Here is a 14,129-nt window from a genome sequence, read left to right on the forward strand (position 1 = left end):
ACTGATATGTAAGGACATCCGATGAACCAGGAACTGACCAACAACCCGTTCAACCCACTGACACCTGCAAAGGCGTTCGACGAAATCAAAGTTTCGCTCGCATCGCCAGAGCGTATCCTGTCGTGGTCGTTCGGTGAAATTAAGAAACCAGAAACCATCAACTACCGTACGTTCAAACCAGAACGTGACGGTCTGTTCTGTGCGCGTATTTTTGGCCCGATCAAAGACTACGAATGTCTGTGCGGCAAATATAAGCGCATGAAGTACCGCGGCGTTGTCTGCGAAAAATGTGGTGTTGAAGTTACGCTGCAAAAAGTACGTCGTGAACGCATGGGCCACATCGAACTGGCTGCGCCTGTTGCGCACATCTGGTTCCTGAAATCCCTGCCATCCCGCATCGGTCTGATGCTGGACATGACTTTGCGTGATCTGGAACGCATCCTGTATTTCGAAAACTACGTTGTTATCGAACCAGGTCTGACCGATCTGACCTATGGTCAGCTGATGTCGGAAGAAGAGTATCTGGACGCTCAAGACACCTACGGCATGGACGCGTTCCAAGCCAACATCGGTGCAGAAGCGATCCGCGAGATGCTGTCGATGATCGATCTGGACGCAACTGCAGAGCAGCTGCGCGAAGAGCTGAAAGAAGCCACTGGCGAACTGAAGCCTAAAAAGATCATCAAACGTCTGAAGATCGTTGAATCCTTCTTGGAATCGGGCAACCGTCCTGAATGGATGATCCTGACCGTTGTTCCTGTGATCCCACCAGAACTGCGCCCACTGGTGCCGCTGGATGGTGGCCGCTTTGCGACGTCGGATCTGAACGATCTGTATCGCCGTGTGATCAACCGTAACAACCGTCTAAAGCGTCTGATCGAACTGCGCGCACCTGACATCATCGTACGTAACGAAAAACGTATGTTGCAGGAATCCGTTGACGCATTGTTCGACAACGGCCGTCGTGGTCGCGTGATCACCGGCGCCAACAAGCGTCCGCTGAAATCGCTGTCCGACATGCTGAAAGGTAAGCAGGGTCGTTTCCGTCAGAACCTTTTGGGTAAACGCGTCGACTTCTCGGGTCGTTCGGTTATTGTGACCGGCCCTGAATTGATGCTGCACCAGTGTGGTCTGCCGAAAAAGATGGCGCTAGAGCTGTTCAAGCCGTTCATCTATTCCCGTCTGGAAGCCAAAGGCCTGTCCTCGACTGTGAAACAGGCGAAGAAACTGGTCGAAAAAGAGCGTCCAGAGGTCTGGGATATTCTGGATGAGGTCATCCGCGAACACCCAGTCATGCTGAACCGTGCGCCTACGTTGCACCGTTTGGGCATTCAGGCGTTCGAACCGAAACTGATCGAAGGTAAAGCGATCCAGCTGCACCCACTGGTCTGTTCGGCATTCAACGCTGACTTTGACGGTGACCAGATGGCGGTTCACGTTCCACTGAGCCTTGAGGCACAGCTGGAAGCCCGCGTTCTGATGATGTCGACGAACAACGTTCTGTCGCCAGCAAACGGTGCGCCGATCATCGTTCCTTCGCAGGATATGATCTTGGGTCTGTACTACACCACGATCCAGCGTGACGGCATGAAGGGCGAAGGCATGTCCTTCTCTTCCTTGGAAGAAGTCGAACACGCGCTGGCCGCTGGCGAAGTGCACCTGCACGCCAAGGTAAACGCACGCATCAAGCAGATTGACGAAACCGGTCAAGAAGTGATCGTTCGTTGCGAAACCACCCCTGGCCGTCTGCGCCTGGGTAACCTGTTGCCATTGAACGCAAAGGCGCCATTCAGCTTGGTGAACCGTCTGCTGCGTAAGAAAGAAGTGCAGCAGGTCATTGACACCGTATATCGCTACTGTGGTCAAAAAGAGTCGGTCATTTTCTGTGACCAGATCATGACCATGGGCTTCCGCGAAGCGTTCAAGGCCGGTATTTCGTTCGGTAAGGATGACATGGTCATTCCTGACACCAAATGGGGTCTGGTCGAAGAAACTCGCGATCAGGTGAAAGACTTTGAACAGCAGTACATGGACGGTCTGATCACTCAGGGCGAAAAGTACAACAAAGTCGTCGATGCATGGTCGAAGTGTAACGACAAAGTCACCGACGCTATGATGGGCACCATCTCGGCTGAAAAACGTGACGACGCTGGCGCTGTTATGGAACCGAACTCGGTTTACATGATGGCTCACTCTGGTGCGCGTGGTTCGGTTACTCAGATGAAACAGCTGGGCGGTATGCGCGGCCTGATGGCGAAACCTTCGGGCGAGATTATCGAAACGCCGATTATCTCGAACTTTAAAGAAGGTCTGACCGTTCTTGAGTACTTCAACTCCACCCACGGTGCTCGTAAGGGTCTGTCGGATACGGCGTTGAAAACAGCGAACTCGGGTTACTTGACCCGTCGTCTGGTTGACGTGGCACAGGACTGCATCGTTCGTATGGACGACTGTGGCACCGACCGCGCGATCACTGCCGAAGCAGCTGTTAACGACGGCGAAGTCGTTGCATCGTTGGCTGAACGTGTTCTGGGTCGTGTTTCGGCTGATGACGTTCTGCGCCCTGGCACCGACGAAGTGCTGGTCAAAGCAGGCGAGCTGATTGACGAACGTCGTGCAGATATGATCGACAATGCGAATATCGCGAAAATGCGTATCCGCAGCCCGCTGACCTGTGAAGCAGACGATGGCGTTTGTGCACAGTGTTACGGTCGTGACCTTGCACGCGGTACCAAAGTGAACATCGGTGAAGCTGTCGGTATTATCGCTGCACAGTCGATCGGTGAACCTGGTACACAGCTGACCATGCGTACGTTCCACATTGGTGGTGTTGCGCAGGGTGGCCAGCAGTCGTTCCTAGAAGCGTCCGCAGCCGGTAAGGTTGAATTCCGCAACGCAAACATTCTGGAAAACGCCAACGGCGACCAGATCGTTGTGGGCCGCAACATGGTTCTGGCAATCATGAGCGAAGACGGCGAAGAGCGTGCCCAGCATAAAGTTGGCTACGGCTCCAAAGTCTTTGTGAAAGACGGCGCAGAAATCGCACGCGGCGACAAGATGTTCGAATGGGATCCATACACCCTGCCGATCATCGCGGAAAAAGCCGGTAAGGTGCGTATGGTTGACCTGATTTCGGGTATCTCTGTGCGCGAAGACACCGACGATGCGACCGGTATGACACAGAAAATCGTGTCCGACTGGCGCTCGGTTCCACGCGGCGGCGATCTGAAACCAGAGATCATCGTTGTTGGTGCTGACGGCGAACCAGTTCGCAAAGACGACGGCAACCCAGTGACCTACCCAATGTCTGTTGACGCAATTCTGTCGGCAGAAGACGGTCAGGACATCCAAGCTGGTGACGTTGTTGCGCGTATTCCGCGTGAAGGCGCTAAGACCAAGGACATTACCGGTGGTCTGCCGCGCGTTGCGGAACTGTTCGAAGCACGTCGTCCAAAAGACCACGCGATCATTGCCGAAATCGACGGCTATGTGCGCTTTGGTAAGGACTACAAGAACAAGCGTCGTATCGCGATCGAATCCGCATCGGATCCGGATCACAAAGTCGAATACATGGTACCAAAAGGGAAACACATCCCGGTCCAAGAAGGCGACTTTGTCCAGAAGGGCGATTACATCATGGACGGCAACCCAGCGCCGCATGACATCCTAGCAATTATGGGTGTCGAGGCTCTGGCTGACTACATGATCGACGAAGTTCAGGACGTTTACCGTCTGCAAGGTGTGAAGATTAACGATAAACACATCGAAGTTATCGTTCGTCAGATGCTGCAGAAATGGGAAATCTCTGACTCGGGTGACACCACTTTGCTGAAAGGCGAGACCGTTGATAAGGTCGAGTTCGACGAAGCAAACGCCAAAGCACTGGCACGTGGCGATCGTCCGGCACAGGGTGAACCAATCCTGCTGGGTATCACCAAAGCATCGCTGCAGACACGTTCGTTCATCTCGGCTGCGTCGTTCCAGGAAACCACCCGCGTTCTGACCGAATCTTCGGTACAGGGTAAACGCGACAAACTGGTTGGCCTGAAAGAGAACGTCATCGTCGGTCGTCTGATCCCTGCCGGTACCGGCGGTGCGACCAGCAAAGTCCGCCGTATCGCAGCAGACCGCGACAACGTTGTTCTAGAAGCACGTCGCGAAGAAGCAGAACAGGCACTGGCCCTGTCGGCTCCTTCGACCGAAGACAGCTTTGTTGCTGATGCACCAGAAAGCCGCGAAGAATAATTTCTTTGCATTTTAAACGAAAAGGCCCCTGCGAAAGCGGGGGCCTTTTTGCTTTGGGTTGGCAATCGCGTTCGGCAATTGCTATGCCAATGCTATGGTAAAAAGACTGTTCAAAAAAATCTGATGGCCAAACCAAAGATACAGATGCTGGGGTTGTGTCGGTTTTCGTATCCTGGCGAATTAGGGGCCTTTAAGCATAATTTCCAAACCGACGCTGAATTGCGTGATAATCTGTATGCCGATGACCGTATCAATCAGCGGTTCTGTTTTTTTGAACATCTGAGTGTCCCTTCGCTATCCGTCCAGACGGATACGGATTTTAAACTGATCGTTTTGGCCGGCGACCAAATGCCGGACCATCAAAAATCCAGACTGTTGGACATCTGTGCGCCTGTGCCCCAAATCGAGGTTCAGTTTCACCCCGAAGGACAAAAACCACGCGAGCTGTGCCGCGAAGTGATGATGGCTGCCCGCGATACAACTGCGGATGTGATCGGCGAATTCCGTCTGGACGATGATGATGCCGTCGCGACAGAGTTTATAGAACGCAGCCGCAAGGTCATATCGGCCAATATGCCGATATTCAAAGAACGCCAAATGATGTGCGTTGATTTTTGCCGCGGGTATGTCGTGGCATTCAGTCCCGATTGGGGCGTTCGGGCGGTGCAGGTCACTGAACGCCTATGGACGCCGGGGCAAGTGATTTGCCGCAACCCTGTTGATCCGTCCAGCCTGTTGGACATGAACCATACCCGTGTTTGGATGCACATGCCCGTGGTCAGCGTGCCAAACCGCCCGATGTTCCTGCGCGGTGCGCATTCTATGAATGACAGCAACCTGCTGAAACGCGTGATCAAAGAGGGGCAGGGCGGGCGCATGCGCGACCAAACGGCCTATCGGATCAAGACCCGTTTCAACGTTCAGCCGCCCGAACTCAAGGCGGCTTGGCGGGCATTGACCCAGCACTAAAGGGTTAGTGTTGACAGTATAGGCGACTCTGCCTATACGCCCACCATCCGGGTCATTAGGGGGATTCCCTTTTCACCCGAAATCAGAGCTGAAGTGGACAAGAACCGGACAATTTTGTCGTCCTGTTCCTCTGTAACTTTAACCGCTGCGAACCTCCGGTAAGGGTTCGGTGCGGGCTTTTTGTGCTGCGGCGTATGCGTCGCGCATTCGTCGTGAACCGCGGACCTAAGGGGCCGCTAAACAGTAGGATAGGGGATTTACCTTATGCCAACGATCCAACAGCTGATCCGCAAGCCGCGTCAGCCTAAAGTCGTCAAATCCAAGTCGCAGCACCTTGAGCGCTGCCCACAAAAGCGTGGCGTTTGCACCCGTGTTTACACCACCACGCCTAAGAAACCGAACTCCGCTATGCGTAAAGTTGCGAAGGTACGCCTGACCAACGGTTACGAAGTGATTTCGTATATCCCAGGTGAAAGCCACAACCTTCAGGAACACTCTGTGGTTCTGATCCGTGGCGGCCGTGTAAAAGACCTTCCGGGTGTCCGTTACCACATTCTGCGTGGTGTTTTGGATACCCAAGGCGTCAAAGACCGTAAACAACGCCGTTCGAAATACGGCGCGAAGCGTCCTAAGTAAGGAGATCACACTATGTCGCGTCGTCACGCTGCTGAAAAACGTGAAGTTCTGCCGGACGCAAAGTTCGGTGACCGCGTTGTCACTAAATTCATGAACAACCTGATGATCGATGGTAAGAAATCGGTCGCAGAAAAAATCGTTTACAACGCATTTGACCGCGTTGAAGCGAAACTGAAAAAAGCACCTGTCGAAGTGTTCCACGAAGCACTGGACAACGTAAAACCATCGGTCGAAGTTCGTTCGCGCCGTGTTGGTGGTGCAACCTACCAGGTTCCTGTCGAAGTTCGTCCAGAACGTCGTGAAGCCCTGGCAATTCGCTGGCTGATCTCGGCTTCGCGTTCGCGCAACGAAAACACCATGGAAGAGCGCCTGGCTGGTGAGCTTCTGGATGCTGTTAACGGTCGCGGTTCTGCCGTGAAAAAACGCGAAGACACCCACAAGATGGCAGACGCAAACAAAGCGTTCAGCCATTACCGCTGGTAATTTTAGTCTGAAGGACGAAGCCCAATGGCACGCGAATATCCTCTCGACCGGTACCGTAACTTTGGTATCATGGCGCACATCGACGCAGGTAAAACCACCTGTTCCGAACGCATCCTGTACTACACTGGTAAATCCCACAACATCGGTGAGGTGCACGACGGTGCAGCCACCATGGACTGGATGGAACAGGAACAGGAACGTGGTATCACCATCACTTCGGCTGCGACGACCACTTTCTGGGAACGCACCGAAGACGGCGAAACCGCTGACACTCCTAAACACCGCCTGAACATCATTGACACCCCTGGCCACGTTGACTTCACCATCGAAGTTGAACGTTCGCTGGCGGTTCTTGACGGTGCTGTTTGTGTTCTTGACGCAAACGCAGGTGTTGAGCCTCAGACTGAAACCGTATGGCGTCAGGCTGACCGCTACAAAGTTCCACGTATCGTGTTCGTTAACAAAATGGACAAGATCGGCGCAGACTTCTTTAACTGCGTGAACATGATCGAAGACCGTACCGGCGCGCGCGCTGTACCAGTTGGTATTCCAATCGGTGCAGAATCCGAACTGGAAGGCCTGATCGATCTGGTCACCATGAAAGAATGGCTGTGGAAAGGTGAAGATCTGGGCGCGTCCTGGGTTCAAGTCGACATCCGTGACGACCTGAAAGACATGGCCGACGAATGGCGTGGCAAAATGATCGAAGCTGCTGTTGAGCAGGACGATGATGCCATGATGGAATACCTGGAAGGCAACGAGCCTGACGTTCCAACTCTGCGCGCTCTGCTGCGTAAGGGTACCCTGGGTCTGCAGTTCGTTCCTGTTCTGGGCGGTTCGGCGTTCAAAAACAAAGGTGTTCAGCCTCTGTTGAACGCGGTTCTGGACTACCTGCCATCGCCGCTGGACGTTGTTGACTACATGGGCTTCGCACCTGGTGACGAAACCGAAGAACGTAACATTGCTCGTCGTGCAGACGACGACATGGCGTTCTCGGGTCTGGCGTTCAAAATCATGAACGACCCATTCGTTGGCTCGCTGACCTTTACCCGTATCTACTCGGGCGTCCTGAACAAAGGCGACACGCTTTTGAACTCGACCAAAGGTAAGAAAGAGCGCGTTGGTCGTATGATGATGATGCACTCGAACAACCGTGAGGAAATCGAGGAAGCATTCGCAGGCGACATCATCGCGCTGGCGGGTCTGAAAGACACCACCACCGGTGACACCTTGTGTGATCAGAAAGAGCCTGTCGTTCTGGAAACCATGACCTTCCCAGAGCCAGTGATCGAGATCGCGGTCGAGCCTAAAACCAAGGGTGACCAAGAGAAGATGTCCGCTGGTCTGGCACGTCTGGCAGCCGAAGACCCATCCTTCCGTGTGGAAACTGACCTGGAATCGGGCCAGACCATTATGAAGGGCATGGGCGAACTTCACCTCGACATTCTTGTTGACCGCCTAAAGCGTGAATTCAAGGTTGAGGCGAACATCGGTGCGCCACAGGTTGCTTACCGTGAAACCATTTCGCACGCTGTAGAACACACCTACACCCACAAGAAACAGTCGGGTGGTTCGGGTCAGTACGGTGAGGTTAAGCTGGAGATCACTCCAACCGAGCCAGGCGAAGGTTACTCGTTCGAAAGCCGCATCGTCGGTGGTGCTGTTCCTAAGGAATACATCCCAGGCGTTGAAAAAGGCATCAACTCGGTTATGGATAGCGGCCCTCTGGCAGGCTTCCCTGTGATCGACTTCAAAGTTGCTCTGGTCGACGGTAAATACCACGACGTTGACTCCAGCGTTCTGGCTTTCGAAATCGCAGCACGTATGTGTATGCGCGAAGGCATGAAAAAAGCTGGTGCGAAACTTCTGGAACCTACCATGAAGGTCGAAGTTATCACTCCTGAAGAGTACACCGGTGGCATCATCGGCGACCTGACTTCGCGTCGCGGTCAGGTAACTGGTCAGGAACCACGTGGTAATGCTGTTGCAATCAACGCGTTCGTCCCTCTGGCGAACATGTTCGGCTACATCAACACTCTGCGTTCGATGTCGTCGGGTCGTGCACAGTTCACCATGCAGTTCGACCACTACGAGCCAGTGCCATCGAACATCTCGGAAGAGATCCAAGCGAAATTCGCCTAATGGCGGTGTGGCGGGGGGCCTTGCTCTCCGCCGCTTCGAATTATCAAGCGGGTCATGACGTCCCGTTAGACAAAGACTAAGGAGGCCATTATGGCTAAGGAAAAGTTTGAACGTTCCAAACCACACGTCAACATCGGCACCATCGGCCACGTTGACCACGGTAAAACCACGCTGACCGCTGCGATCACCAAATACTTTGGTGACTTCAAAGCCTACGACCAGATCGACGGCGCACCAGAAGAAAAAGCACGCGGCATCACCATCTCGACCGCTCACGTTGAGTACGAGACCGAAAACCGTCACTACGCTCACGTTGACTGCCCAGGTCACGCTGACTACGTGAAAAACATGATCACCGGTGCGGCACAGATGGACGGCGGCATCCTGGTTGTTAACGCAGCTGACGGCCCTATGCCTCAGACTCGTGAACACATCCTGCTGGCACGTCAGGTTGGCGTCCCTGCACTGGTTGTTTTCATGAACAAAGTTGACCAGGTAGACGACGAAGAGCTGCTGGAACTGGTTGAAATGGAAATCCGCGAGCTGCTGTCCGAATACGACTTCCCAGGCGACGATATTCCAATCATCGCAGGTTCGGCACTGGCTGCTATGGAAGGCCGTGACGAAAACATCGGTGAAAACAAGATCAAAGAGCTGATGGAAGCGGTTGACTCGTACATCCCAGAGCCAGAGCGCGCGATCGACCAACCATTCCTGATGCCAATCGAAGACGTATTCTCGATCTCGGGCCGTGGTACTGTTGTAACCGGTCGTGTTGAGCGCGGCGTGATCAACGTTGGCGACGAAATCGAAATCGTTGGTATCCGCGACACTTCGAAAACCACCTGTACCGGCGTTGAAATGTTCCGCAAACTGCTGGACCGCGGTGAAGCAGGCGACAACATCGGCGCCCTGCTGCGCGGTGTTGACCGTGAAGGCGTTGAGCGTGGCCAGGTTCTGTGTAAGCCAGGTTCGGTTAAGCCACACACCAAATTCGAAGCAGAGGTCTACATCCTGACCAAAGAAGAAGGTGGTCGTCACACCCCATTCTTCGCAAACTACCGTCCACAGTTCTACTTCCGTACAACTGACGTCACCGGTACTTGCATTCTGCCAGAAGGCACCGAAATGGTCATGCCAGGCGACAACCTGAAACTGTCGGCTGAACTGATTGCACCAATCGCAATGGAAGAAGGCCTGCGCTTCGCGATCCGCGAAGGTGGCCGTACCGTTGGTTCGGGCGTTGTGTCCAAAATCATCGAGTAATCTGATCTAACAATCAGACTACTGAAAGGGTCGCCGAAAGGCGGCCCTTTTGCTTTGGTGGTGGGATGGTTCACAGGCGTTGTAAGGTTATTTTCGCATGGGCGCGCTTGCCAAGTTTAGTAGTAGAGGGTTCTGGATGCATGAGTTCCAACGGGTCGATTTTGATCGGACAGCTATTATGGGGAATACAGCGTCGGGTAAAAGCTGGCTCTCCAAACGTTTAGGCACAGCGCTTTCGTTGAATGTTGTGGACCTCGACCAGATACGCTGGATCGACGGCGACTTTAGCCGCAAGGAAACCGTGGCAAACGCAGTTACACAGACCTCGGACATATCGAAACAGGATCGTTGGGTTATAGAAGGGGTCTACGGTTGGCTAATCCGGCCCATTCTTGGACGAACGACATGTCTGATTTGGACGGACATCCCGTGGTCGGAAAGTCGCTCGAATTTATTCAAGCGAGAAACCGCGCGCGGCACCGCGGGGAATTTCAAAGAACTTGAGGCTTGGTCAAGTGAGTATTGGAGCAGGTCCTCGAATTCCTCATATGCCGCGCATCTTGAAATCTATGAAGACTTCGACGGACCGAAATATCGGCTGACCAGCATGGCGGAAACAAACGCCTTTATCGAAAGCATTGAGGTGTCTTGTTGACGGGAATACGGACATATTAGCCAAAGTGGGTAATGATTTCGGCCAATGTGGACGGGGATTTGATCGTTCTGTCGGAGACCAGAACTTTTTTGTTGATTACTACCCCGCGCACGTGTAGTTGGCGCTGGTTCGCTATTGGCGAACGACCGATAGGGGATTCGTTCCCTGTCTAGGTTCGACGTGGGGACGCAATGGTGCGATCTCGACCTCTCAACCGAAAAGAGCCGCGAAAGGCAAATGACATGGCACAAAGCCAAAACATTCGCATTCGGCTGAAGGCTTTCGATTACCGTGTACTGGACGCCAGCACTCAGGAAATCGTAAGCACTGCGAAACGTACTGGCGCATCCGTGCGCGGTCCGATTCCTCTGCCGAACAAGATCGAAAAATTCACCGTTCTGCGTGGTCCACACGTCGACAAAAAGTCGCGTGACCAGTTCGAAATCCGCACTCACAAGCGTCTGCTTGATATCGTGGATCCGACCCCGCAAACCGTAGACGCACTGATGAAGCTCGACCTCGCCGCTGGCGTAGACGTCGAGATCAAAGTATAAGGGGGCATTGATTATGCGCTCTGGCGTTATTGCAAAAAAAGTCGGCATGACCCGCTTGTTCATGGAAGACGGTAAACAGATCCCTGTAACCGTTCTGCAACTGGACAACCTGCAGGTCGTTTCGCAGCGTACCGTTGAAAAAGACGGCTACTCGGCTGTTCAGCTGGGTGCAGGTACTGCGAAAGCCAAAAACACCTCCAAAGCTATGCGTGGTCACTTTGCAGCTGCTAAAGTTGAACCAAAGCGTAAAGTTGCGGAATTCCGTGTTGCTCCTGAAAACATCCTGCCAGTTGGTGCGGAAATCGTTGCTGATCACTATTTCGAAGGTCAGTTCGTAGACGTTTCCGGTACCTCGATTGGTAAAGGTTTCGCAGGTGCGATGAAGCGTCACAACTTCGGCGGTCTGCGCGCGACACACGGTGTGTCGATCTCGCACCGTTCGCACGGTTCGACCGGTCAGTGTCAGGATCCAGGTCGCGTTTTCAAAGGCAAGAAAATGGCAGGTCACATGGGCGCAGCTCGTGTAACCACCCAGAACTTGCAAGTTGTACGCACCGATTCCGACCGTGGCCTGATCATGGTTAAAGGCGCTGTTCCTGGCTCCAAAGGTGGCTGGGTAACCATTAAGGATGCGGTTAAGAAACCAACTCCTGAAGGTCTGGTTCTGCCAGCTGGTCTGAAATCGGATGCTGCGCCTGTAGAGGCTGCTGCTGAAGGAGGCGAAAACAATGAAGGCTGAAGCTATCAAACTTGATGGTGCTGCCGCAGGTTCCGTCGAACTGAACGACGAAATCTTTGGTCTAGAGCCACGCGCAGACATTCTGCACCGCGTTGTTCGCTGGCAGCGTGCAAAAGCACAAGCTGGTACGCACAAAGTTCTGACGAAGTCGGAAGTTTCGTACTCGACCAAGAAGATCTACCGCCAAAAAGGCACCGGTGGCGCACGTCACGGTTCCAAAAAGGCACCGATCTTCCGTCACGGTGGTGTTTACAAAGGTCCAGTTGTACGTTCGCACGCACACGAGCTGACCAAAAAGTTCCGCAAGCTGGGTCTGCGCCACGCGCTGTCCGCGAAAGCAAAAGCTGGCGAACTGGTTGTGATCGAAAACACCGACCTGAACGATGCAAAAACTTCGGTTCTGGCAAAGCAGGTAGCTTCGCTGGGTTGGAAACGCGCACTAGTCATCGACGCAGCAGTCAACGAGAACTTCGCTCAGGCTGCTCGCAACATCGAAACCGTTAACGTTCTGCCTTCGATGGGCGCGAACGTTTACGACATCCTGCGCAGTGACACCTTGGTGCTCACCAAAGCAGGTGTTGAAGCTCTGGAGGCTCGTTTGAAATGAGCGCAAAAGCACAACACTACGACGTGATCCGCAAGCCGATCATCACCGAGAAAGCATCCATGGCGTCCGAAAACGGCGCAGTGGTTTTCGAAGTGGCAATGGGCGCAAACAAACCACAGATCAAAGAGGCTGTTGAAGCTCTGTTTGGTGTGAAAGTGAAAGCGGTCAACACCGTTATCACCAAAGGTAAAGTGAAGCGTTTCCGCGGCACCGTTGGTACCCGCAACGACGTTAAAAAAGCTTACGTTACCCTGGTTGAGGGCAACACCATCGACGTGACCACCGGTCTGTAAGTCGATAGGATAGCAATTTCGGAAAGGCCCTCGCAGTGCGGGGGCCTTTTTGTTTTTGGTAGCGGGTGGTCATTCTGCTTAAAGGCGACTAACGTGCAGCGTGCGAATTTTAAGGAGAGTTTGATGAAGAAAATCGCCTGTTTGCCCGTCGCGCTACTGCTGTCTGCATGCATGTCATCCGAAATGTCGCCAGAGCTGGAGGCCAACATCGCTCGCAACGCGGTTGTAGCTGAAAACGCAACCATGGTGGAAAGTGTAGCAGGGCCAATGCGTATCAACGTTAATAATTCGCGTGTCATCGCGATGGTCACAGGCGTGCCGGGCGTGACGACGGTTGCGCAGATGGAATCCGCGGCTGCAGCACACACAGGGTGCAGCGCACAGGCTCCGACAAACATTACTCAGTTGATGGGTATTGATAAAACGACCCCCGTGTCGGATGGTCATTATCGTCAATTTGGTGGTGCAATTCCGATCCGTCTGAGCTGTTAAGGCGCGCATCGGTTGGCCATCGGGCAGGCGATGTGCATCAGCGCTTGACCTTTGGTTCCCATCCACCTAAGAGACCACATCCGCAAACGCCCCGGATTCGTCCGGGGCTTTGTCTTTGTGCGTTTGCGGTGTTAGAATCGGGGACCTTCGGGGCCCTATAACGCAGGGATTTACCTCCCTCAAAGCTACGGAAGACAGAGAACATGGCACTCAAGTCGTATAAACCGACGACGCCAGGCCAGCGTGGACTGGTACTGATCGACCGTTCGGAGCTTTGGAAAGGTCGCCCAGTTAAAGCCCTGACCGAGGGTCTGACTGGTAACGGCGGCCGGAACAACACCGGACGGATTACTGCACGTCGTCGTGGTGGTGGTGTAAAGCGCCTCTACCGCATTGTTGATTTCAAACGTAACAAATTTGACGTCAGCGCAACTGTTGTTCGCATCGAATACGACCCTAACCGGACCGCATTCATTGCCCTGATTCAATACGAAGACGGCGAGCAGGCTTATATCCTGGCTCCTCAGCGTCTGGCGATTGGTGACAAGGTAATCGCGTCCGCTAAGGCAGACATCAAACCTGGTAACGCTATGCCGTTCTCGGGCATGCCTATCGGTACGATCGTTCACAACATCGAAATGAAGCCTGGCAAAGGCGGTCAGATCGCACGTGCTGCTGGTACCTACGCACAGTTCGTAGGTCGTGACGGCGGCTACGCACAGATCCGTCTGTCGTCCGGCGAACTGCGTCTGGTCCGTCAGGAATGTATCGCAACCGTTGGTGCGGTTTCGAACCCTGACAACTCGAACCAGAACTTTGGTAAAGCTGGCCGTATGCGCCACAAAGGTATTCGCCCAGCCGTTCGTGGTGTTGCGATGAACCCGATCGACCACCCTCACGGTGGTGGTGAAGGCCGTACCTCCGGTGGTCGTCACCCAGTGACTCCATGGGGTAAGCCAACCAAAGGTGCCCGTACCCGCAACAAGAAAAAAGCGTCGTCGAACCTCATTCTTCGTTCGCGTCACGCTAAGAAGAAAGGGCGCTAAGA

The 14,129-nt window shown here is 53.7% G+C and carries 13 protein-coding genes; all 13 read left to right on the forward strand.

Annotated elements, in window-relative coordinates:
• Positions 1-21: 21 nt before the first annotated feature.
• The 13 genes from rpoC to rplB all read left to right on the forward strand — a co-directional run bounded on the left by rpoC (position 22) and on the right by rplB (position 14,127).
• Positions 22-4,245 (forward strand): DNA-directed RNA polymerase subunit beta', encoded by a 4,224-nt coding sequence (gene rpoC, locus ACXAGA_RS06705; protein ID WP_475116716.1) that lies wholly within the window; start codon positions 22-24, stop codon positions 4,243-4,245.
• 123 nt (positions 4,246-4,368) lie between these two features.
• Complete coding sequence (locus tag ACXAGA_RS06710; RefSeq protein ID WP_475116717.1) at positions 4,369-5,214, forward strand: glycosyltransferase; 846 nt, start codon at positions 4,369-4,371, stop codon at positions 5,212-5,214.
• A gap of 264 nt (positions 5,215-5,478) precedes the next feature.
• A complete protein-coding gene (gene rpsL / locus ACXAGA_RS06715; protein ID WP_086450778.1) occupies positions 5,479-5,850 on the forward strand; it encodes a 30S ribosomal protein S12 in 372 nt (123 codons plus the stop codon).
• A 12-nt stretch (positions 5,851-5,862) separates the two neighbouring features.
• Positions 5,863-6,333 carry a 30S ribosomal protein S7 gene (rpsG, locus tag ACXAGA_RS06720; protein WP_086450777.1) on the forward strand — a complete coding sequence of 157 codons (471 nt, stop codon included), beginning with the start codon at positions 5,863-5,865 and terminating at the stop codon, positions 6,331-6,333.
• Between the two features lie 24 nt (positions 6,334-6,357).
• Complete coding sequence (fusA, locus tag ACXAGA_RS06725) at positions 6,358-8,475, forward strand: elongation factor G (protein ID WP_475116718.1); 2,118 nt, start codon at positions 6,358-6,360, stop codon at positions 8,473-8,475.
• A gap of 90 nt (positions 8,476-8,565) precedes the next feature.
• On the forward strand, positions 8,566-9,741 hold the full coding sequence (gene tuf / locus ACXAGA_RS06730; RefSeq protein WP_086450775.1) for an elongation factor Tu: 1,176 nt from the start codon (positions 8,566-8,568) through the stop codon (positions 9,739-9,741).
• 97 nt (positions 9,742-9,838) lie between these two features.
• Complete coding sequence (locus ACXAGA_RS06735; protein WP_475116719.1) at positions 9,839-10,396, forward strand: P-loop NTPase family protein; 558 nt, start codon at positions 9,839-9,841, stop codon at positions 10,394-10,396.
• Positions 10,397-10,638: 242 nt separating this feature from the next.
• Entirely contained in the window at positions 10,639-10,950 is a 312-nt protein-coding gene (gene rpsJ, locus ACXAGA_RS06740) for a 30S ribosomal protein S10 (protein ID WP_086450773.1), read from the forward strand.
• A 10-nt stretch (positions 10,951-10,960) separates the two neighbouring features.
• A complete protein-coding gene (rplC, locus tag ACXAGA_RS06745) occupies positions 10,961-11,689 on the forward strand; it encodes a 50S ribosomal protein L3 (protein WP_475116826.1) in 729 nt (242 codons plus the stop codon).
• Complete coding sequence (rplD, locus tag ACXAGA_RS06750) at positions 11,679-12,296, forward strand: 50S ribosomal protein L4 (RefSeq protein WP_475116720.1); 618 nt, start codon at positions 11,679-11,681, stop codon at positions 12,294-12,296. Before rplC ends, rplD begins: the two co-directional genes overlap by 11 nt.
• Positions 12,293-12,589, forward strand: a complete 297-nt coding sequence (locus tag ACXAGA_RS06755) for a 50S ribosomal protein L23 (RefSeq protein ID WP_086450771.1) — start codon at positions 12,293-12,295, stop codon at positions 12,587-12,589. Before rplD ends, ACXAGA_RS06755 begins: the two co-directional genes overlap by 4 nt.
• 123 nt (positions 12,590-12,712) lie before the next feature.
• Entirely contained in the window at positions 12,713-13,081 is a 369-nt protein-coding gene (locus ACXAGA_RS06760) for a hypothetical protein (RefSeq protein ID WP_475116721.1), read from the forward strand.
• Positions 13,082-13,284: 203 nt separating this feature from the next.
• Complete coding sequence (gene rplB / locus ACXAGA_RS06765; RefSeq protein WP_475116722.1) at positions 13,285-14,127, forward strand: 50S ribosomal protein L2; 843 nt, start codon at positions 13,285-13,287, stop codon at positions 14,125-14,127.
• Positions 14,128-14,129 lie beyond the last annotated feature (2 nt).

Source organism: Marivivens sp. ABH4_498 (genome assembly GCF_056160585.1).

Bases quoted from the DNA above. Each gene is read 5' to 3' on its own strand.
- rpoC (WP_475116716.1), top strand. From the start codon at position 22: ATGAACCAGGAACTGACCAACAACCCGTTCAACCCACTGACACCTGCA.
- ACXAGA_RS06710 (WP_475116717.1), top strand. From the start codon at position 4,369: ATGGCCAAACCAAAGATACAGATGCTGGGGTTGTGTCGGTTTTCGTAT.
- rpsL (WP_086450778.1), top strand. From the start codon at position 5,479: ATGCCAACGATCCAACAGCTGATCCGCAAGCCGCGTCAGCCTAAAGTC.
- rpsG (WP_086450777.1), top strand. From the start codon at position 5,863: ATGTCGCGTCGTCACGCTGCTGAAAAACGTGAAGTTCTGCCGGACGCA.
- fusA (WP_475116718.1), top strand. From the start codon at position 6,358: ATGGCACGCGAATATCCTCTCGACCGGTACCGTAACTTTGGTATCATG.
- tuf (WP_086450775.1), top strand. From the start codon at position 8,566: ATGGCTAAGGAAAAGTTTGAACGTTCCAAACCACACGTCAACATCGGC.
- ACXAGA_RS06735 (WP_475116719.1), top strand. From the start codon at position 9,839: ATGGGCGCGCTTGCCAAGTTTAGTAGTAGAGGGTTCTGGATGCATGAG.
- rpsJ (WP_086450773.1), top strand. From the start codon at position 10,639: ATGGCACAAAGCCAAAACATTCGCATTCGGCTGAAGGCTTTCGATTAC.
- rplD (WP_475116720.1), top strand. From the start codon at position 11,679: ATGAAGGCTGAAGCTATCAAACTTGATGGTGCTGCCGCAGGTTCCGTC.
- ACXAGA_RS06755 (WP_086450771.1), top strand. From the start codon at position 12,293: ATGAGCGCAAAAGCACAACACTACGACGTGATCCGCAAGCCGATCATC.
- ACXAGA_RS06760 (WP_475116721.1), top strand. From the start codon at position 12,713: ATGAAGAAAATCGCCTGTTTGCCCGTCGCGCTACTGCTGTCTGCATGC.
- rplB (WP_475116722.1), top strand. From the start codon at position 13,285: ATGGCACTCAAGTCGTATAAACCGACGACGCCAGGCCAGCGTGGACTG.